This window comes from Micromonospora sp. NPDC023814, from assembly GCF_040639595.1.
Classification (GTDB): domain Bacteria; phylum Actinomycetota; class Actinomycetes; order Mycobacteriales; family Micromonosporaceae; genus Micromonospora.
The window spans coordinates 16,199-37,260 of record NZ_JBFAAF010000025.1 but is presented as its reverse complement, the minus strand read 5'-3'; the positions used below and the strand labels follow the sequence as shown (position 1 = coordinate 37,260).

The window sequence follows — 21,062 nt, the reverse complement described above, 5'->3', positions numbered from 1 at the left end:
AGGGCACAACAGGTGGCGGTACCGAATCCCAAGGCCTCGCTCGGCGAGTACGCGTGGGTCTGGGACGCCATCTGCTGGGTCAGCGCCGGTGAAGCGTGGCCCACCGGCGACGAGGACCGGATGCGCGACCTCGCCGACGCGTGGAACAACCTCGCCGAGACGATCAACGACGCTCTCGCCGACGCCGACCCGGCCGCCATGAAGATCCTCCAGAACTGGGGCGGCGGCGCCGGCGAGGCGTTCGGCCAGCTCTGGAACCAGCTCGGCGTCGATCCGGGCACCGGCCTGCCGCTGATCCAGGAGGCAGCGTCCGCCTTCGCCAGCGGCTGCGACAACGCAGCCATGGAAATCGAGTACGCGAAGCTGACGGTCCTCATCGCCGTGATGATCACCGTGATCGCGGTCTTCGTGGCGCTGCTGATGGCCTGGCTGGGTGGGGTGTCGGCCGGAGCGATCCCGGGCATCCTCGCCGCCGGCCGGCAGGCCGTGACGGTCGCGTTCCGGCGGCTGATCGCGCAGATGGGCCGGCAACTCCTCACCCGCGCCGGGATGCAGGCGGCCCTGCGCACCGTCGGCACCCAGATCACTCGGCGGGTCACCAGCGAGGCGCTACGCAACGCCGGACGGCGGTTTGCCCTCGAACTCGCCGAGGAGGTCGGCGAGGAACTCATCATCGACATCGGCGCCCAGGCGTACCAGATGAACGCCGGCACGCGGACGGAGTGGGACGTCAAACGTACCGCCACCGCGGGCATCGGCGGGGCCTACGGTGCGGTCCTCGGCACCGGCCTGAACGCCGGCACCCGCTTCGCCCGCAACAACGTGGCGCCCCGGATGCCGGTCTCGTTCAGCCCTCCCTCGATGAACTTCCGAGGTGCCGGGGTCGTCCGCTGGGGTGGCAACTCGCTCGCCGCCGGCCTGCAGAACGCGGTCATCTCTCCAGCCGCCAGCGTTCTGGCCAACGCCACCATGACCGGGCAGTGGAACATGCCCGGGGCTGACGCGTTCCTCGGCGGCTTCGCCAGCGGCGCCGGTCGCGGCGGGGCCACGATGGCAGCCAGCAACCTCGGCAGCGGCATGGCGAACCTGCACAACCGGCTCGCCGGCTTCGACCCCGGCGCCGCGACCGGCACCGGCAACGGCACCGGGACTGGCACGGGTACCGGGAACCCGGCAGTCGGCGGGGCGAACCTCGGCAACCTCGGCAACGGCGCGGGGACCGGCGCCGGCACGGGAACGGGCAGCGGGGCCGGCAGCGGCGGCGCGGGCTCGACCTCGGGTTCCGGTTCGGGCAGCGGCTCGGGTTCGGGGTCGGGTAGTGGCTCGGGGTCGGGCTCCGGTTCAGGGTCGGGCAGTGGGTCCGGCTCGGGTTCGGGTTCCGGTAGCAGCTCGGGTTCGGGTAGTGGGTCGGGCTCCGGCTCGGGCAGTGGGTCCGGCTCGGGCAGTGGGTCCGGCTCGGGTTCGGGCAGCGGTTCGAGCGGCAGCAGCCAGGGCGACGGGAGCGCCGACGCCGGCCCGAGCAACGCGCCGACCACCGGGTCCGGATCGATCTCGCTCGCCCCACCGACGGCCGACGCCGGCGCCCCGCCGGCCGCGGACACGTCCGACACGTCGGCCACGGGCACGTCCGACACGGGCACCAGCCAGGGCACCGATCCGGGCACGAGCGACGGTACGCCGGCCGCCGGTACCCCGGTCACCGCCGATGGGCCGGGCACTGGCCTGGTCACCGACCAGGGCTCCGCCGACGCCGGTACGGGCACGGGCTCCGACTCGACCCCCTCGACCACCGGCGGCATCCAGGACGGGTCGTCCACGACCAACGTCGGCAATTCCGTGGGGCCGTCCTCGGAGTCCACCGTGGATGTTCCGCCGTCGCAAACCACCGACCACTCCGGGACGAGCGACACCACGTCGGACTCCGCGGCTGATCCGCTCGCCGGCGACCAGGCACCCGCGGTCGTACCTGGCACGACGGTGGGCACCTCCGTAGCCGGTGGACCTCCCGGCACCGTGCCGGCGGCGCCGAGCAGCGGCGGCACCACCACGAACCCGGCCGTGGTCGGGTCGACGGCAGCGACGACCGCACAGCCCACTGCCACCACGAACGCTCCCGCCACGAACGCGCCGACCGCAAACGCCCCCACCACGAACGCGCCCACCACGAACGCGCCAGGCACGGGCACGAGCAGCCAGACCGGGACGGGCACCCAGGCCGCGCCGGCGACCAACACCGGTACGAACACACAGCCGACCACCGGCCGCCCGACACCCACCGTCAACCCGACCACGGCGAACTCGGCCGGCTCCATCTCGCTGGGGCCCGCCACCACGCCGTCGACCAGCGCCCCGACGACGAGCACCGCGCCGGCCAGCGACACCAACCAGGGCACCCCGAACCAGCAGGGCGCAACGAACCAGCAGGGCACGCCGGCGCAGCAGGGCACGACCAGCCAGCCCGGCACCGGCCAGGCCGACCCGTCCGGACGGCCCGAGGGGCGTACCCCGCTGGTCGGTGTCGGGCCCACGGACGTCGCCGCGGCGCCGGACGGCTCGACCCGCCCGGACACCACGCCGGCCGTCCCCGACGCGACCGGGAGCAACCCGTCGAACACGCCTGACCCCTCGGCAGGCCCGGACGCCAACACCGACGCGACGACGGACCCGGCGGATGCCGTTCCGGCCCAGCGGACCTCCGCCGACGGCGTCGTGGTCGTCCCGGTGTCGACCGGCAACAGCCCTAACAGCGGCACTCCGACCGCGCCGAACGCCAACAACGGGACGGTCGACCCGACCACGCTGACCCGCTCCACCAGCCCGACCGGGCGTGGCACCTACAGCTGGCACCTCGACCCGATCACCGTCCCCGGCGACCCGAGCGGCCCGGACGCCGAGCGGATGCTCATCGAGGCGTCCCGGACGCTGGCCGAGACCGTCCGGACGGCGGTCAAGGCCAAGACGATCTCCAAGGGCAAGATGCCGGGCATGGCGGGCGCGCTGATGATGCCGAACGGCGACATCACCACCCACACCAGCATGAGGCCCGACAAGGGCACCAAGCCGCCGACCCAGCCGGCGGTGCACCCGCTCGCTCAGGCTGCCCTCGGCCGGACCGCAACCGCCTTGGGCAACAGAACTGGCGCCGGCCACGGCCAGTGCGCCGAGGTCGCGCTGGTATCGGATCAGCTCTACCGGCTTGAGCAGCAGTGGCGGGCGGCTGGCGAGCCAGGGACCTTCGAGCAGTACGCCCTGGACGCCTTCCAAGGGTCGAAGATCGTCACACACCAGGTCGCCACCGGCTTCGATGACACCGGGGTTCGGTACGACCTGGGCCACTACCGGGCCCCGTGCCGCTCCTGCACGCACTTCCTGCCGCAGTTCAACGTCGATCCGATCACCGATCCGGACAGATCGCCGTCGGTCTACCAGCCGCCGGTGCCCGGAGTGGTGGGCAACGGGCGACCGCTGAGCGACGCCCGTCCGTACGGGGATCCGCAGGGCCTGGTGCCGCCGGACCAGGCCGACCAGCAGGCGCTGGACGATGCTGTGCCCCGCGACCCGGACACCGGCCGGCCGGAGGTGCACCCTGACCCCCGCGTGGGCAACTGGGCGGGCCTGGTCAACGACGGAGGCCCGACGGTCCCCGGCCGGGACCGGAACTGCGCCGACGCCGGTCTCTCCTTCCTGTCCACCTGGTTCGGCCGGCCCGAGGTGGCAGCGGCCACGGCGGACGCGACGACCGTCGAGCGCGACAGCACTGCCCGGCAGGAACAGGCGTTGCGCACCACCTTCAGCCACCGCGGCACCGGCACGTCCGGACTGACCGAGATCGCCGCCGCTCTTCAGGACGCCGGCCACGGCTCGGCTGCCCTCATCATCACCACCTCCACGGACGCCAGCGGCCGGGCGCACACCTGGAACGCGGTGAACCACAACGGGACGATCGTGTGGGTCGACGTCCAGGCGCGGACGGTCTCCGACACCGGCCCGATCTACAGCGCCGGTGTCGACAACGTCTGGTCCATCACGCTCGATGCCCAAGGTGACCCGATCACGCCGGGCGTCACCCGGACCGACACGGACGCCCCGACCGCCGGGCCGGACCCGGTGCCGCCGCACTCCACCGCACCGGCGGACCAGAACTCCGACATGAGCGCCGGCGACCCCACGGCCGCCCAGGACCAGTCGGGCGCCACAGAGGGCGACTACCTGAGCGAGCTGTCGGGCGCCGAACAGACGACGCTGCTCGACGCCGTCGCCGCGGCCCAGCAGGACGCCGACCAGATCCTCGCCGAGCTGCAGGGCGTCGCCGCCGACGTCAACGCGCAGCTCGGGCTGACCGGCGAGGACGCGCTGCGGACGCTGGGCGAGGAACACCGGGTCAAGGGTGCGGAATCGCTGGCCCGCAAGTTCCGCACCGAGCTGGCGCCGATGGGCTATGACCTGGACAGCGCGCTGCAAACCGTCAACGACGTCGTGCGTTTCTCGGTTCGCGGCCCGGAGTCCGAGGCGTACGGACCGGCCGTCGACCAACTGCTCAGCACGCTGGAAGCCAACGGCTACCAGGTCACCGACCTGAAGAACTTCTGGCATTCCGGTAACCGGTTCTTCGGGCTGAACTGCACGCTGGTGTCCCCGAACGGCCGTACCTTCGAACTGCAGTTCCCGACAGCGACCAGCTACGCCATCGGTAAGCAGACCCACGTCCCGTACGAGGTGATGCGGGATCCCGCCTCGCCCGTCGTCGCGCAGGTCCACGCGTACCTCGACATCTTGGCGATCAACAAGGCGAACGGTGCGGCGGCGGCCATGCCCGGGGGCATGGACAGTCGGCCGGAGCGATTCGGTACGCCGAAGGACACCAGCTTCGCGGCCTGGGCTGCCAAGCCGGCCCAGGCGGATCTCTTGCAGGAGTACGCCGCCGAGTTGGCCGCGCAGGGCCGTACGTTCCAGGAAGCCCTCGCCGAGCGAGGGTTGGACGCCTCCGACCTGCCCGGCTTCGATCCCGCCTCTCTGGGGAGCACAGATGGCCGAACCCAACTTCCGATACCACCTGTTGTTCCGCCCGGACAATCCGGAAGTGCCGGTCAACGTGATCGCGCTGCTCCGGAGCAGCGGACCGACCCAGGCCGTCATCTGGGATCGGCCGACCAAAACGTGGAACTTCCGACCGGACGTGGCGACGGCGATCCTGTACGCGAATCCGGAGCGCCATCTGACCCGAGCGGTCGACCGGGCCACGGCGGAACGGGAGACGGCCCACTTCACGACGGTTCCGCTGCCGACGGAAGCGGAGTTGACGGAGATCTGCCGCCAGGCGACCTGACCGTCGACGACCCGGCGGCCGAGGAGACGGCCGACACGTCGACCGAGGAGACAGCCGGCGAGCAGACCGTCGAGGAGCCGCCCGGGGACGATCAGACCCAGGGCTACCCGGACATGCAGGGCTGGCCGATGCCGGACACCCGGCGTTTCGGGCCGGACGAGCTGACGCCGCTGGAGGACCCCCAGTTCCAGGACGATGTCGCCGACAGCCTCTGGACCCCCGACGGGTACGCCGTCTTCGCGGATCCGTCCACCCACCCGTACGGCCAGCTGATCAACGACGGCGGGGTGGGCCAGCCCGGCCGGAGCAACAACTGCATCGACTGCGCCCTGGCGGCGCTGGCCAGCTTCTTCGGCGATCCCCAGGTGGCCCTGCCGCGCTGGCCGGACCAGCTCGAGGACGGCTCCGTCGACACCGTGACCGGTGAGCTGGACGGCTTCGGCCGGGTGCAGAGCTGGATCGGCGGCGAGTGGACCGGCGACAGCGACGCGATGCCGTCCACTCCCGCCGAACGCGCTGCGGCGGTGGCCGACCGGTACGAACAGCTCTACCAGCGGATCCACGATGCCGGGCCGGGGTCGGCCGCGGTCGTCGTCGTCGAGTGGCTCGCCTTCGACGAGGACACCGGCGAGCCCCAGATCGACGAGGACGGCAACGTGCGCGGGGCCGCGCAACACGCCTTCCTGATCGTCTACCCAGAGGGCGCGGACGGGCCGGTCTGGTGGGATCCGCAGCAGGGCGACACCATCTCGGACGTGCTGCCCGGCGACTACGTTGAAGGGACGTACGACCTATGGTCGATGGAGGTGCAGCCGAGCGATGCCGATGACCAGGGAGGAAGCCCGGCAACTGATGACCCGCCTGCTGGGGACCAGCAACCCGGTGGCGGTGTTCCCGTTCGAGTTCGGCTGGGCGGCCCAGGAGAAGCTCTCTCCGCAGGAGCGGGCGCAGGGCAGGCATCTGGGCCAGGGGGTCTTCATCATCGACGAGACGGGAGTGGTGACGGCCCATCCCAGCCTGCCGCCACCCCTGGTGATGAAGCGGTACGCGGCGGCACGCCGGGAGGGCCGGGTGACCGGGCGCCAGGTGTGGCCGAAGGTGGACCAGCCGGACTGACCTCGGCCGACGTCGGCGCCGACACGACCGCACCGGGTCTCGACACCGACACCGACCACGCCGCGCATCCAGCGACCCCGGGCAACAGCGACACGTCCACCGACGGCAGCGTGGCGACGCGCGAACCGATCACCGCGAGCGCACTGCCCGGCACGGCCTTCCACGGCGAGGGACGGGCGCAGGCCGATCCTGACGCCGTCCTCGACCGGGCGCGGGCCGCGTTGCCCGGCGTGGCCGCCCACGCCGGCGTGCAGGCCGTGACCGCCCTGACCGACGGGACGTACCAGGTCACCCGCGCCGACGGCAGTCAGTTCAACCTCCGGGTGACCAGCGCCCCGGTCCCCGACCGTGCGGTCGCGGCCAGCGCGTTCGACACCGACGGTACGGCCGTGGTGACCGTCTCCGACCGGGCCGCCGACGCAGTGATCGGGCGTGCGCTGGCGCACGAGGTTGCCGAGCTGGCCGCCCTCGGGCAGCCGCTGGCGGAGGGCGCGTCGGTCGTCACGCCGCTCACCCGCGCCGACGTGGCCGAGCTGGTGACGGCCGCGCACCAGGTCCGGACCGCGGACAAGTGGTCCCGGTCGGCTGCGCGACGCGAGCTGGCCGCCATCGTGGACCGGCTGGGCCTGCGTGACGGCATGCTCGGCGCCGAGCAGCGAATCGCGGCCCTGCCCGCCGAGGCGCGGGCCGCGCTGGCCGACGCGACCAGCCAGCGCTCGGCCCGGACGAGCGAGCGCTCCCGGCTGCGCGCCGACCGCCGCGCCACCGAGGCGGAATCGAACGCCCGCCCCCTCGGTCTCCCCCGGATGCGGACGTACCTGGTCACGCATCTCACCGTGAACTCCCTCCTGGCCGCGCTGGCGGCGAAGCTCACCCTGGACGCCGGCGGCCGGCCGGAGGTCGCCCTGATGCTGGGCGCCGGCGCGCTCGTCGGGGCGATCGCCACCGGACCGGCGAAGTGGCTGGCCAAGCGGGCCGGCCTGGTTGCCGAGGACCGACGGGCGCGGTACGACGCCCGTCAGGACGCCCGCAGCGCCGCGGAGACGGACACCACCACCGGGGAGGCGCTCGCCGCCCGCACCGGCGACGCGACCTCGGCGCTCCAGGAGCTGGGCGAGGCGGTGACCGGGCTCGGCGAGCAGGCCGCGGCCGTCCAGGAGCAGCTGCGCCAGAACGAGCGCCGGCACCGGCTGATGGGCCGGCCCCGCCGGTTCGCGCCGGTCGGCGGGGACCCTTCGGCGGCGACCGGCCGCGACCCCGGCAGCGGCACGCCGACGTCGACCGACGGCCAGAGTGGTCCGCCCGCCGTCGGGTTGACCCCGCACGAGCACGGGCGGCTCGCCGAGTTGCGCAGTCTCGTCGCCCGTCACGACGGGGCGCGGCCGTGGTCCCGGCTCAGCACGGGCCGGGAGATCCGGGCGCTGCTCGACAACCTCGGGCTGCGGCAGGGGACGCCGGGTGCGAACCAGCGCCGGGACCTGCTGCCGGCCGACGTGCGGCCGCTCGTCGACCGGTTCGGCGACTCGCGGGCGACCGCGGTCCGGGAACGGGCCCGGGTCGTCATCGGCCGCCAACCAACCGACGGGCAGCGGCCGGGCAAGGTCGCGCCCTGGTGGATCTCGGTGGCGGAGACCGCGCCGAACCTGCTGACGGCTGCCACCATCGCGGGGGTCGGTGACCTCCTCGGCCAGCTGAAGTTCGGCTGGTTCGGCATCGCGGGCGCGCTGGCCGCGGCGGCGACCGGCGCGGCGGTCGACCCGGTGATCTCCCGCAAGGAGGCCGCCGCCAAGGACGCCCGGGACACCTGGGACGCGGAACACCCGGCGCTGCCGGCGGAGGCGCTGCTGTCCCAGGCGGCCGAGGCGCTCGCCGACCCGATCAGCGCGGTGGCCGACCGCGCCGCGACCGCCGCCCGACGGACGGCCGACCTGGAGCAGCGCCTGGCCGACCTGGAGCGCCGGCTCGCCGAGTCGCAGCGCCGCAACGGCCTCGCCGACTCGTTCCGCCGCCTGCTCTTCGGTGACCCGGCCTGGGCGGGGCTGGCCGCGCCGGACGTCACGACGACCCCCGAGCCCCGCGCGTCGACCGACCCGGCGACGTCGACCGATCCGACGACGTCGACCGATCCGGCCGCTGCCGGGTCCCGCGACCCGCGCGACACGGCATCGCTGCAACGGCTTGCCGAGCTTGCCGCGCGGCACGAGGCCGTGGGCCTGCTGGCCCGCCCGTCGGTGGCCCGGCAGCTGCGGGTCCTGGTGGACCAGCTCGGTCTGCGCGAGGGCACGCCGGGCGCGGATCAGCGCCGTGAGCTGCTGCCGGCGGAGCTGCGGCCGGTGGTCGAACGGCACGGGCGTCCGGGCCTGACCGACCGGGCGGCACGGCTGCTCACCCGCCCACCGGCACACGCGACGGACAGCGACCAACGGCCGAGCAACGTGCCGAGCATCGGGGTCTACGCAGTCGAGCAGACGCCCGGCCCGTTGGTTCAGGCCGGGGCGACGGTCGGGGTGGCCAAGGCCCTCCAGCTCGCCGCCGGGGCCGGGCCGGTCAACATGCTGGCCGGTGCGCTCGTCGGTCCGCTCCGCGACCTGCTGCTCAAGCGCGTCGAGGCCCGGATCAAGGACGCCCGCCGGGCCTGGGACCTGGCCAACCCCAACCCGGCGACGGACCCGACGTCACGGGTGGAGGGGCTCGCCGGCCCGTCGACGACGGCCGTGACCGACGCCGCCCGGCAGCTCGACGCGGCTTCGCGGCGCCTCGACGACATCAACGCGACCATGGACCGGCTGGCGCAGAGGCACACCGCCTCGCCCGGGTCGACCGAGACCTCGACCACGCCCGGTAGCACGACCACGCCCGACCCGGCCGCCGGCGCGCCGGATCCGGCAGCCACACCGGACCCGGCAGCCGCACCGGACCCGGGCGGGACGCCCGATGCGACCGGTCCGGAACGGCTGAGCAGGGCCGACGCCTGGGAGTTGCAGACGGCCGCGCACCAGGTGCGTACCGCTGATCCCGTCTCGCTGAAGCCGGCCCTGCGCGAACTGCACGCGGTGATCGACCGGCTGGGTCTGCGGGATGGCATGCTCGGGGCGCCGGACCGGATCGCGCAGCTGCCCCCCGAGGCCCGGCAGGTGGTCGCGGAGTTCGGCGGCGACCGCGCCGGCCGGACGCGGCAGCTCCGCACGCTCCGGGCCGAACGGCGGACCGCCGAGGACGCCCGTCCACCGGGCATTCCCCGCCTGCGCACCTACCTCGTGTCGAGTGTGCTGACCACCGGGGCGACCGCCGCCGCGGCGACCGCAGTCGCCTTCGCGGTGGCCAGTCCGCTGGCGCCGGTGATCCCCATCGCCGCGGTGGCCGCCGCGCCGGTGATCGGGGTGGCGAAGTGGCACGCCAAGCGGCAGGGTCTCGCCGCCGACGACGTGCGCAGCCGGTTCGACGCGCGCAGCGACGCCCGGTCCGCCGCCGACCGGGTGGACCAGGTCGTCGACCGGCTGAACGAGCCGATCGCCGAGCTGGAGCGGGCCGCCGACCGGCTCGAGGGCCGCCTGAGCGCCGCCGAGTCGACCACCGGCCGGCTGGCCGAGCGGCTGGCGGAGACGCACCGCCGCACCGGTCTGCTCTCCCGCCTCTTCGGCACCGTCGGCAGCGGCCGGACGGACCCGGCCGCGACCGGTCCGGAGAACGGCACCGGCCCGGCGGCCGGCCCGAACCCGGAGAGCAGCGGCGACCCGGACAACGGCGCCGACCCTGGGCGGATCACGGCGGCGGCGGTACCGAACTCGGGTTTCCACGGTCTGGGGCGGCCGGCGGCCGACCCGGCCGCGGTGCTGGACCTCGCCCGGGCCGCGTTGCCGCAGGTGGCCCCGTACGCCGGGGTGGACGAGGTCGCGGCGGTCGCGCCGGACCGCTTCGAGGTGCGCGCAGCCGGCCTGTTCCCGCTGCGGGTGGAGCTGACCGTCGGCCCGCTGACCGACGGGGTGGTGGCCCAGTCGACGCGCAATCCGGACGGGTCGTTCACGGTGACCGTCTCGGACCGGGCCGTGGACGGCGTCATCGCCCGGGCGCTCGCGCACGAGGTCGCGGAGCTGGTGGCGCTGCACGAGTCCGGGCAGGCCCTGGTCGGACCGCTCGACCCGGGCAACGTCGACGGGCTGATCGACCCGGCCGGACTCACCGCGCACGACCGGGGCCGGATGGCCGAGATCCGCCTGCTCGCCGCCGAGTACGAGGCCGGCGACCAGGCCACCCGGCTCGCCGTACGCGCCGAGATCGACGCCCTCGTCGACCACCTCGGCCTGCGGGTGGGCGATTTCGCCGCACCCGCGCGGTGGGCCGCCATCCCGCGGGATGTGTTCACGCACCTGGTGCGCCTGAGCGTGCCGTCGGTGACGCCCGAGTCGGTCACCCAGGTGCTGCAGGGCGGCCCGGCGCTCACCGACGTCGAGCGGTTCCGGATGTTCGACTATCGGGCCCGACTCGCCCCGGACTTCCAGGTGCCGTCGACCACCGAACTCGACGCGCGGCTGCGCGAGCTGGCGATGCAGGGCGAGCAGGCCCAGAGCAGCCTGCCGCGGATGCCCGCGTACGCCGGGCAGATCATCGCCATGCCGCCGGCTCACCTGGACCTCATCCGGCAGGTGGATCCGCAGCTCGCCGACCGGATCGCCGCCGAGGGCGTGTACGTCGACCTGACCGGCCAGTTCGACCTGCGACCGTACGCGGTGGACAGCCAGCCCGAGATCGACCTGGGTGACGCGCGGCCGGCGTTCGACCTGGGTACGCCGGCCGGCCGGCAGGCCCTGCTGGTCGAGGACCGGGTCCGGGCACGCGCCGCGCTACGTGGTCTCGCCGGTGGCCAGCCGGTCCCCCTGCTCGCCACCCACGACTTCCACTACCTGGGCGCGGGCCGGGTGATGGGCCTGGTGCCGGACACCCTGACCCAGGTGCTGCGCGGGTTCAGCCCGATCGCCGAGGCAACGACCGGGGAGACCACCGCCACCGCCTCCGGCCCCGTGGAGACCGCCGCGGTCGCCGACCGGGTCACCCTGCCGGCCACCGAGGCGGGCACCCCGGCCGTGGCGTACGGGCAGGCGCTCGACGGCCAGACCGGCCAGCCGCCGCCGCTGTTCGACGGGCCGCCCAAGCGCGAGGACGTGCAGCAGGGCATGCTCGGCGACTGCGGCATGATCGCGGTGATCGGCGCGGTGGCCGGCCACCTGCCCGCCGCGCTCGCCGACCTGTTCCACGTCAATTCGGACGGCACGGTGGACGTGCTACTGCACGAGAGCAGCCTGCCCGGCCGGTCGGTGACGCCGACCGGGCGGCGGCTGCGGATCACCGTGCAGCCGGACGTGCCGCTGCGACCCGGCCCGGACGGTCGGACGGCCTACGCGGACCAGTCGTCGGTGGGCGTGGCCTGGGCCTCGCTGCTGGAGAAGGCGATCGCCGCGATCGACCGGACCTGGACGCAGGAACGCCACGACCAGTGGCAGCAGCAGTGGACCAACCGACCCGGCGTGGCCGACACCCAGGCCGCCCCGCTCGGCTACGCGCGGCTGAACAACGGCAGCTCGCGACTGGTGCAGGCGGAGCTGCTCACCCAGCTGACCGGCCTGCCGACGTCGGTGGACCAGCTGGACACCGCGCCCGGTCAGGAGGCCGTCGCCGAGGCCCGGCTGGCGGAACTGCTGGCCGCCGGCAGTCCGGTGATCACCGGCACCCGGCCGGCGTCGGCGTACCAGACCGCGAAGCTTCCCCACGGCCTGTACGCCGGGCACGCCTACGAGGTGGTCGGCGTCGCCAACGGTCAGGTGCAGCTGCGTAACCCGTGGAACAGCAGCCACCCCACGCCGATGTCGGTGCGCGCCTTCCTCGACCTGATGAGCCCCTGGTACGCGCACGTCGAGCTGGCCCGTACCGCTACCACCGCGGTGCCGAACTCGTCGTTCGACGGGCTCGGTCGGCCGACGGCTGACGCCGCAGCGGTGGTGGACGCGGCCCGGGCCGCGCTGCCCACGGTGGCTGGCGCTGCGCGGGCGGACCAGATCGTCGCGGTCACCCCGGACCGGTTCGAGGTGCGGGTGGCCGGCCTGGACCCGCTGTCGCTGGGCGTGGCGGCCGGCCCGCTCGCCGACGGCGTGGTGGCCCAGACGGTGCGGAACCTGGACGGCTCGTTCACGCTCACCGTGTCGGACCGGGCGACTGACGCCGCGGTCACCCGGGCGCTGGCGCACGAGGTGGCGGAGCTGGTGGCGCTGCACGAATCCGGCCAGGCACTGGTCGGTCAGCTGGACGCCGACCACCACGACGGGCCGATCGACCCGGCCGGTCTGACCGCGCAGGACCACGGCCGCCTGGCCGAGCTGCGGATGCTCGCCGCGTCGTACGCCGGCGCGGATCCGGCGACCCGGCTCACCCTCCGGGCCGAGATCGACGCCCTGGTCGACCATCTCGGGCTGCGCCTGGGCACCCCGGACGCGCCCGCCCGCTGGGGCGTCCTCCCCGGCGACGTGGCCACCCACCTGATGCAGTTGAGCGTGCCGCTGGTGACTCCGCAGTCGATCACCGATGTGCTCGGCGGCATCCCGACGAGCACCGTCGAGCGCTTCCGCGCGATCGACTACGGGGCCCGGCTGGCCGCGGGCTCCCAGGTGCCGTCGGCAGCCGAGGTGGATGCCCGGCTGCGTGCGCTGGCCGTCCAGGGTGAGCAGGCGCAGTCCAGCCTGCCCCGGATGCCGGCCTGCGCCGGGCAGATCATCGCCATGCCGCCGGCACAGCTGGACCTGATCCGGCAGGTGGATCCGCAGCTCGCCGACCGGATCGCCGCCGAGGGCGTGTACGTCGACCTGACCGGCCGGTTCGACCTGCGCCCGTACGTGCTCGACCGCGCGCCGGAGTTCTGGCTGGCGGAGTCGCGGTCTGCCTTCGACCTGGGCACGGAGGTGGGGCGGCAGTCGCTGCTGGCCGAGGACCGGGTTCGCGCCCGGGTCGCGTTCCGGGCCGAGTACGGCGCGAACCCCGCCGCCATGGCGGTGCTGAACACGCACGACTTCCACTACCTGACCAACGCCCGGGTGCTGGCCCTGGTGCCGGACGTACTCACCCGCGCGCTGCACGGGCTGGTGCCCGGCGCGCCGCCACTGGACGTGGAGGTCGACGCGACCGTCACGGCCGGCGAGACCGTGGTGGTCGCCGACCGGGTCACGCTGCCGGCCGCGGAGCCGGGCCAGCCCGTCCCCGATTACGGCCGGGCACACCACGCGCAGACCGGCCAGACCGTTCCGACCTTCGACGGGCCGCCCCGCCGGGAGCAGGTGCGGCAGGGCATGCTCGGCGACTGCGGGATGCTGGCCAGCATGGCCGCCGTCGCCGCCCACCGTCCGGATGCCATCGCCGGGCTGTTCCAGCCCAATCCGGACGGCACGGTCGACGTGCTGCTGCACGAAAGTTCCCTGCTCGGGGACTCGATCAACCCGACGGGCCGGCGACTGCGGATCACTGTGCACCCGGACGTGCCGCTTCGCCCTGGCTACAACGGCGCGACCGCCTACGCTGATCAGTCGGTGAACGGCAGCTCCTGGGCGTCGCTGTTGGAGAAGGCGCTCGCGGCGGTCGACCGCACCTGGAGCACCGAACGGCACGAGCAGTGGCAGCGCGACTGGCGGTCGTGGCACAGCCCGAAGGATCCGCACGTGGCCGCGCCGACCGGCTACGCCCGGCTGGACGTCGGCAGCACCTCGCGGATGCAGGCCGAGCTGCTAACCCAGCTCACCGGAGTGCCGAGTCGCGCCGAACAGTTCGACACGACGCCGGGACGGGAGGCAGCCGTCGAAGCCCGGCTGGCCGCACTGCTGGCCGCCGGCAGCCCGGTGATCACCGGCACCAAGTCGGAAACGGACTACCCCGCATCGATCCGTCAGAAGCTTCCGCACGGGCTCTACGCCGGTCACGCCTACGAGGTGGTCGCGGTAGGCAACGGTCAGGTGCAGCTGCGCAACCCGTGGAACAGGGACCACCCGACGCCGATGACCGTGCGGGAGTTCCTCGACCTGATGAGCAGGGACTTTGCCCACCTGGAGCCGCAGCCGACCCCGCCGCCACCGATGGCAGGTCCGCCAGCGGCGCCGCCGGCCGTCCCCACGCCGCCGATCGCCACGTCGGACCCGCACACCCTGGGCCGCACCGATCTGGAGGACGAGCGATACACCCTCGTCTACTACGCCCTGCTGGCCACCGACGGTACGGTGAGTGGCCTGGGGGTGGTCGAGTCGTCTGAGCGGGGACAACGCTCGGCCCACTGGACGGCGGGCGGGGCACCGCCCGGTCCGGGGGGCTCGTTGCCGGTCGGCCGAGCGGAGGCCGAGCGGATCGCCCGGGAGGTGCTCGGCTTCGCGCTGCCCGACGAGGCGACGCTGCAGGACATGCTGACCGGGTGACCGTGCCGAGAAGAGAGCTGGGAGGAGAGCCGTTGCGCTCCTACACGGACGTCATGTCCATCCGCAACAACGTGCCGTCGGACATCGGGCCGGCCCGGCTCGGCGTCCGGTGGATCAATGAGGGCCCCCCGGTCCGGTGCGAAATCGCCGTCATGCCCCAGTGGAGCGAGGAATCCCCCCACTACGAGGTCGCTCTCGGCGAGACCTTCCCGGTGGGCGACGAGACCTGGCGCTTCGCGGACGTCGACATGAAGAACGCGGACGAGTGGCGGGTGATCGTCCGACGGGTCGACGAGAACGAGGTGATGACGCCACCAACCGGCCACGTCTGGAAGTCCGCCCGGCTGCGGCCCTACGGTCAGCTCGACGAAGCGCAGCTACGAGCAGTGGAGGCCGAACTCGGCATTTCGCTGCCGCCGAGCTACCGCGACTGGCTGCGTGACAACAACGGGGCACAGCCCGAGGTCGAGCACCACGTTCCCGGCCTGCCCTTCACCATGTTGCCGGAACGTCCCCTGCTCGGCGTTCATCCCCAGTACCCGCCGTTCGATCTGGTGCACGCTCAGCGCATACACCGGGACCCCTGGCTGTCGCCGGACTGGCTGGTCATCGCGAACCTCTCCGGCGGTCTGCTGGTGCTCTCGCTGCGGCCGCGCGACATGGCGGAGGAGGGTGTCTACTTCCTGCCGGAGGCCTGTATGACCGGGCCGATCGGTCCTGAGGGTGCCGCCGGGCGCGAGCGGCACCTGGTTCCGGTGGCCCGATCGATGGGGTACTTCCTTGGCAAGCTGACTCCGATCGACCTGTCCGACCTGCCGCCGGCGCAGATCATCCGGCCCGGTGAGCCCGGCCACTCCCAGCATGACGACCAGCCGTGGTGGGCCACGCGACCTGAGGATCAGCAGCGATGACGACGACACACACCGCGCAGGCCCTGCTGCTGCCGGTCGGGCAGTTCTTCGGCACCTTCCACCCGGTGGCCGGTTCGACCGAGCGCTACCACCGGGTCCGCCTCGGCGACGAGGTGTGGGAGCTGGACGACCAGCGCTTCACCCTGTGGGCACTGGCGCACGGCGCCGGCGACCAACCGGCTGAGCAGCCCTGGACCCTGCCCGCGGTACGCGACGCGGCCGCCGCGCAGCTGCCCGCTGTCGACAGCGCCCCGCTGCTGCACGGGCTGCTGGCCGAAGGGCTCGCCGTCGAGGTCGCCCCCGGCGAAGCGGTGGAGTTCGCTCGCCGGCACCGGGTCGGTGCCCGCATGCTCGGGTTGGGCAACAGCGCCGAGCAACCCTGGCTCTGGTCGATCGGCTTCTTCGAGCACCCAGTGGTGAGCGTCACGCGCACGGTCTACGACCTGTGGGAACGGTGCCCGTCCGGGGAGAGCCTCTGGACGATGTGCCGGGCCATCGCCGACGAGGAGCGGGAGGCCGGCGGCACCGACCCGGACCTGGTCGACCCGGAACGGCTGCTCACCGCGTTCCTCCGTACCGCCCACCTGCTGCTCGCGGCCAGCGTCGTCTACCTGGAGCCGCTGCCGTGACCGATTCGACGAGGAACCCCGAGATGGCCGATCCGCTGATCCTGCCGGTAGGGCGCTACACCGGGGAGTTCCACCCGGCCGTGGGTGCCCCGGTGAAGTACCACTCGCTGAGCATCGGCCGTCTCTCGGTGACCCTGGAGGACCCGCAGGCCTTCGCGGTCTGGGCCGCGGCGCACCGCCCGGTGGACCGGCCCGACGCGATCTGGGACCGGACCGCCGTGACCGATGCCGCCAGGCAGCTCGGCGTGGCCGACCCGGACCGCATCGTCGCGGAGTTCCTGGAGGACGGCCTGCTGGTGGAGATCACGCCGGACGCGCCGGACGTGGTGGACTTCGCCCGCGCGCATCGGGTGCTCCCACTCATGGTGTCGCTGGGCAACACCCCCGACGACCCGCTGCGCTACGGCATCGGCATCTTCGGCACCGCGCCGGTGTTGCGGCTGCCGGCGTTGGTGCACGACGTGTGGCAGTGGAGCAGCGTGGGCGCCAGCCTCTGGGACGTCTGTCAGGTCTTCGCCGACGCCGGCGCGCGGGCCGAGGTGGTGGACACCCGCGAGCACGACCCCCGGCACGTGCTGCGCGAGTTCCTGGCCGCCCTCCCCCTGCTGGTCGGCGCGAACGCCGCCTGTCTCGACGAGGCCCGCCGGTGAGGATCGCCGCACCCGGGACCTGGCGGGCCTGAGAACCGACCGCACTGGACGGCATCGCTGCTGGAAGGGCTCGGCGTGACGCGGCCGGCATCCCGGCCGCGGGTCGCGCCGGTGCCGTGGGGGGTTGTCGAGGACGACGCGGCGTTCGCTCAGACGGCCTGCCGCAGCATCCCGGCGTACGTGTCGCGGACCGCGGCCAGCCGGTCGCGCCGGAAGCGGCCCGGCTCCCGCCGGCGCAGGTCGCGTCCCCACTCGCTGGTGCAGGCTGCGGCGGGCACCACGTCCTCGCCGGGCGGGATGAACTTGAGCACCTCGTCCAACGCCGCGACGGCCCGGATCAGCGTGGCCCGGGCCCGCTGCCCCGCGTCCCCGTCCGCCGGCACCGACCTGGCGTACGTGTCGGCCACCTGGAGCCACTCGCCGGGATCGAGCAGCTGCGACGGCTCGTCCCCGCCGTAGCGGAAGCCACCGGCGGGGGCCACGGCAGGCTCGGCCGGCAGCCGGAAGGTGAATTCGCGCGGCTGGCCGCAGGCGGGGCAGGCACCGGTGTAGCGGGCGGCCAGGTCGCCGTCCTCGAGCGCCACGACCGCGCTCTGCCGGGCGAACCGCGCCTCCCCGCAGGAGCAGGGCCGCAGGTCCATGTAGAGGTGCGCCTCCGCGCTCGTACGGCTGGGGGGCAGGATCATGCGCTCCACCGTACCGATCCTCCGCCCTCCCCGGCGCTCCGGTGCCGCCGACGCGAGCCGACGCGGCGGATCGGCCGTACCGTCGCTCAGGCCGGCGCGGCCACGGCCCGGCGGCACCGCTCCGCTCTCCGTCGCACCGGGCTGTACGCGCTGGTCAGGCGGCAGCAGGCCACCACCGCGACCGGGCCGCGACACCAGGACCGCCAGTGAGCCCGGAGCACACCCTGACCGTACGCCCCGAGGCCGGGACGCACGGGCGCCCACAGCACCGGGCGGGTCACGCCGGCTGAGCACTCGCCCCCGCTGACGAGCGGCGTCGCCATCCGGCTGCCGGACGAAGACCACTGCGCCCTCAGACCACAGTTTCTGAGCGGGCGGGACAGAGCCGGCCCGCCGTCCCGGGCGCGGTACCCGCGCCGTCCGCTCTGGAGTAGCCGCAGTCCTGCCCGGCACCGCCGTCGTCGCTCCGACGCCCGCCTCCGCGGCGGTCCCCCGCTGCGGCCCTGCCGGCGCGGCCGCTTTCGCCGAGAAGCCGTGGCCGCTGCGCCGGCTGGAACCGGAACCGGCCTGACGGCTCTCCCAGGGTGCCGGTGTCACGGTTGCTCATCTCGGTGCTGACGTGGTTCTCGCGCGCAGCACTGGTCCGGCGTCGGTCGCCCCACGCGGTCGGATCAGGACCGTGACCGGGACTTGTCCCGCAACATCCACGGTGTCACGGCAAGCATCCCGGCCAGCAGCGCGGCCGGGATCCAGTTCACCGGCTCGTCCAACCCGGCGACGACGAAAACCGGCAGCATCAGCCCGGCCCCGGCCAGGACGAGCACGTGGAACGCCCGCTTCAGCGCGACCGAGGGGCGGAGCCGCTCGTACATGCCGAGCAGGAGGCCCACCGTCACCGCCAGGAGTGACGCCACGAAGAGCCACGACATCCACATCATCAGCGCAACCTAACGTCACTTGTTTCCGGTGGCTTCCGGTAGAACTGCAAGCCCGCACCCAGTCAATCATGATGTCGGTGATCTGCGGGTCGGCCGCGGCCCGGCCCGGCCGCGAGTCCGAGAGGAAGGCGAACGTGCTGTTGCCGCGGGCCGGGACGGCGGGAAAGACAGCCGCCGCCGCTCCCGCCAGACGGGACAGCGTCCACTCCGGACAACGTGGTGGCGGTCACCCGGTCCGATGCCGCCGCCGCGCTGCGCCGGCCGCGCACGGGCGATAGGTTGGACGGGTGCCGTCCGTAGCGTCCACCGACCCGTTCTGGTCGGCCACGCTGCGTTTACTGCGCGAGCTGACCCGACTGGCCGTCGCCGCGCTGGTGCTCGCCGTCGGCCTCGGCGGCGTGACCACCGCACCGGCACCGTCTGTCCCCACCCTCGGCCCGGCCGCGAGCGCACCCGTCGCCGCGAACGCACCGGTCGACCGGCCGCTGCCGCGCCGGGAGCCTGCTGCCGAGCGGACGGTCGACGCGGCCACCCCGCCGGCCGTCCGCCGGGCCGAGAACCCGGTCGCGTCGATCGTCCGCCTGGACGTGCCGACCCGCGACCCCGGTCGGGGCGTCCCCACCCGGCGCGGTCCGCCGACCGCCTGACCCGTCGGCCACGTCCCGAGGCGATCGGCCGCTGCGGCGGACCTCCTCCCGCCGCACGAGGCCGTCCGACCGGGCCGCCTTTCGGCACTCCGGCCGCCACGGCTCCGGCCCGCCTGAGACGACCACCTGCCGCAGTACGCCGCAAGCGTCCACGATGCCCACCCGCCCGTCCGCCGGGCACGACCAACGTCGATATCCGCCGATCGACCGCGAGGTGCTGACCATGCAGACCATGCTCTCCTCCGTCCTGCTCGATGTACCGCGGGCCGCCGTGATCTGGCTGAGCCTGCTCGGCGTCGTCGCCGTCACCGTCGCCGGCCTGTTGCTGCGGCCGGGCCGGCTCCGCTTCGACGCGGGGGTTCTGATCCGCCGCGCCGCGATGCCGAGCGAGCTGGAACGGGCCGAGGAGCAGCGCGAACGGTCCCGGTACGCGGAGGAGGTCGCGGTGGCCGCGGAGCGGGCCGCCACGACCGCCGCCCGCCTGCGGGCAGAGTGGCTGACCGCGCAGGAGGCGGTCGAGACGGCCTGGCAGGCGTACGAGGCCGCCGAGGCGGACGTCCGACGGCTGGCGAGCGCCGAGGCGATGCCCCTGCCGCGTACCGGCCGGACCCCCGCCGAGTACGCCGAGCGCGAGCGCTTCCTGCACCGGGCCGCGCTGGACGCGTACTGGCGCACGGAGCTGTCGGTGGAGCAGCTCAGCGACGTCTTCGCGCACCGCAACGGGTGGGACCCGCGGCTGCACCCGGTCGAGCAGGAGCTGGCGCTGCGCCGGGCGGTACGGGACAACCTGTTCGCCCGGCAGCAGGCCGCCCGGGAGCGGGAGCAGGCCGCCTGGCGCGCCGCCGAACTCGCCGCCGAGTCGGCGCGCAGCCTGCGGGACGAGGCGTTCGCCGCGGTCAACCACCAGCCCGAGGAGTCGCCGTCCCTGCTGCCGCTGATCGAGGGGCCGGTGGAGCAGACCCGGGAACTTCCAGCGGTGTCCGGCCGGGAGGTTCCGCCGGTGGCCCGGGGTCGGGCGGCCGTCGCCGCGTACTGACCGGCGCGATCGGGGTGGCCGTCGCCGCGTACTGACCGGCGCGATCGGGGTGGCCGTCGCCGCGTACCGACCGGCCGGCCGACGGATCCGGGCGGAGCTGGCCCGGCTGGGCTAGCGTGGCCGTATGTCCAGGGAGGCGTGGGTCCTCGTCGGTGTCGTGGCGGTCGTCACGCTGGTCGGCGCGGTGCTGCTGGCCGTTCGCGTGATCCGCACCCGCCGGCTGCTCGGCACGCTCGGGGTGAAGGGCAAGGTCGCCTTCTACGGGGCGCTGCTCTACACCGTGCTCCCGATCGACGCGCTGCCCGACCCGATCTACCTCGACGACATGGCCGTGCTGACCGGCGCGCTGATCTACCTCGGTCGGCTGGTCCGGCACCGGCGCGCCGGCAGTCCCCCGCTGCCCGGCCGACCGGTCACCCGGCCGGAACCGGACCGGAACCGCCGCCGCGTGCCCTGACCCGCCGAGCGGTACCGGACACCGCGCCCCGATCCCGACCGGGTCGTCACCGAGCTCACCGTGACGCGCCTGCTGGGAAGTCTCCGACGGTCTGACCGGTTCGCCGCCGACTCGCCCGGCCTGCCGACGTCGGCCCGGTAGACAGCCGGCCACCGCTGCCGGTAGGCAGCCGACCACCGCTGTCCGGGGCACCGCCGGCACGAGCCCGAGGAGCCCGTCGCACGT

Annotated in this window: 9 protein-coding genes; 7 read left to right on the top strand and 2 right to left on the bottom strand. The window is 74.1% G+C overall.

Annotated elements, in window-relative coordinates; genetic code table 11:
- The first annotated feature begins 12 nt into the window (after positions 1-12).
- The 4 genes from AB0G14_RS15695 to AB0G14_RS15680 are packed head-to-tail and all read left to right on the top strand — an operon-like array spanning position 13 to position 17,073.
- Positions 13-14,883: a toxin glutamine deamidase domain-containing protein gene (locus AB0G14_RS15695; protein ID WP_357697773.1), complete on the top strand. Its 14,871-nt coding sequence runs from the start codon at positions 13-15 to the stop codon at positions 14,881-14,883.
- A gap of 53 nt (positions 14,884-14,936) precedes the next feature.
- A complete protein-coding gene (locus AB0G14_RS15690) occupies positions 14,937-15,794 on the top strand; it encodes a DUF6406 domain-containing protein (protein WP_357697894.1) in 858 nt (285 codons plus the stop codon).
- Complete coding sequence (locus AB0G14_RS15685; RefSeq protein WP_357697771.1) at positions 15,791-16,423, top strand: hypothetical protein; 633 nt, start codon at positions 15,791-15,793, stop codon at positions 16,421-16,423. Before AB0G14_RS15690 ends, AB0G14_RS15685 begins: the two co-directional genes overlap by 4 nt.
- 23 nt (positions 16,424-16,446) lie before the next feature.
- A complete protein-coding gene (locus tag AB0G14_RS15680; protein WP_357697892.1) occupies positions 16,447-17,073 on the top strand; it encodes a hypothetical protein in 627 nt (208 codons plus the stop codon).
- Positions 17,074-17,222: 149 nt separating this feature from the next.
- Here AB0G14_RS15680 and AB0G14_RS15675 read toward each other — a convergent pair whose 3' ends face one another.
- Entirely contained in the window at positions 17,223-17,759 is a 537-nt protein-coding gene (locus tag AB0G14_RS15675; protein ID WP_357697769.1) for a hypothetical protein, read from the bottom strand.
- Positions 17,760-18,430: 671 nt separating this feature from the next.
- The gene (locus AB0G14_RS15670; RefSeq protein ID WP_357697767.1) at positions 18,431-18,697 is read right to left on the bottom strand and encodes a hypothetical protein; all 267 of its coding nucleotides are present in this window, start codon (positions 18,695-18,697) and stop codon (positions 18,431-18,433) included.
- A gap of 287 nt (positions 18,698-18,984) precedes the next feature.
- Here AB0G14_RS15670 and AB0G14_RS15665 point away from each other — a divergent pair, with 287 nt between their 5' ends.
- From AB0G14_RS15665 to AB0G14_RS15655, 3 genes are all read left to right on the top strand, one after another.
- Positions 18,985-19,344, top strand: coding sequence for a hypothetical protein (locus AB0G14_RS15665; protein ID WP_357697765.1), 360 nt, complete (start codon positions 18,985-18,987; stop codon positions 19,342-19,344).
- A gap of 154 nt (positions 19,345-19,498) precedes the next feature.
- Positions 19,499-20,380, top strand: a complete 882-nt coding sequence (locus AB0G14_RS15660) for a hypothetical protein (protein ID WP_357697763.1) — start codon at positions 19,499-19,501, stop codon at positions 20,378-20,380.
- A gap of 124 nt (positions 20,381-20,504) precedes the next feature.
- Positions 20,505-20,837 (top strand): YkvA family protein, encoded by a 333-nt coding sequence (locus AB0G14_RS15655; protein WP_357697761.1) that lies wholly within the window; start codon positions 20,505-20,507, stop codon positions 20,835-20,837.
- The last annotated feature ends 225 nt before the right edge of the window (positions 20,838-21,062 follow it).

What these genes read in the sequence shown, in the direction of transcription:
- AB0G14_RS15690 (WP_357697894.1), top strand. Translation starts at nt 14,937, where the DNA reads ATGTCCATCCGCAACAACGTGCCGTCGGACATCGGGCCGGCCCGGCTC.
- AB0G14_RS15685 (WP_357697771.1), top strand. Translation starts at nt 15,791, where the DNA reads ATGACGACGACACACACCGCGCAGGCCCTGCTGCTGCCGGTCGGGCAG.
- AB0G14_RS15680 (WP_357697892.1), top strand. Translation starts at nt 16,447, where the DNA reads ATGGCCGATCCGCTGATCCTGCCGGTAGGGCGCTACACCGGGGAGTTC.
- AB0G14_RS15675 (WP_357697769.1), bottom strand. Translation starts at nt 17,759, where the DNA reads ATGATCCTGCCCCCCAGCCGTACGAGCGCGGAGGCGCACCTCTACATG.
- AB0G14_RS15670 (WP_357697767.1), bottom strand. Translation starts at nt 18,697, where the DNA reads ATGATGTGGATGTCGTGGCTCTTCGTGGCGTCACTCCTGGCGGTGACG.
- AB0G14_RS15660 (WP_357697763.1), top strand. Translation starts at nt 19,499, where the DNA reads ATGCCCACCCGCCCGTCCGCCGGGCACGACCAACGTCGATATCCGCCG.
- AB0G14_RS15655 (WP_357697761.1), top strand. Translation starts at nt 20,505, where the DNA reads ATGTCCAGGGAGGCGTGGGTCCTCGTCGGTGTCGTGGCGGTCGTCACG.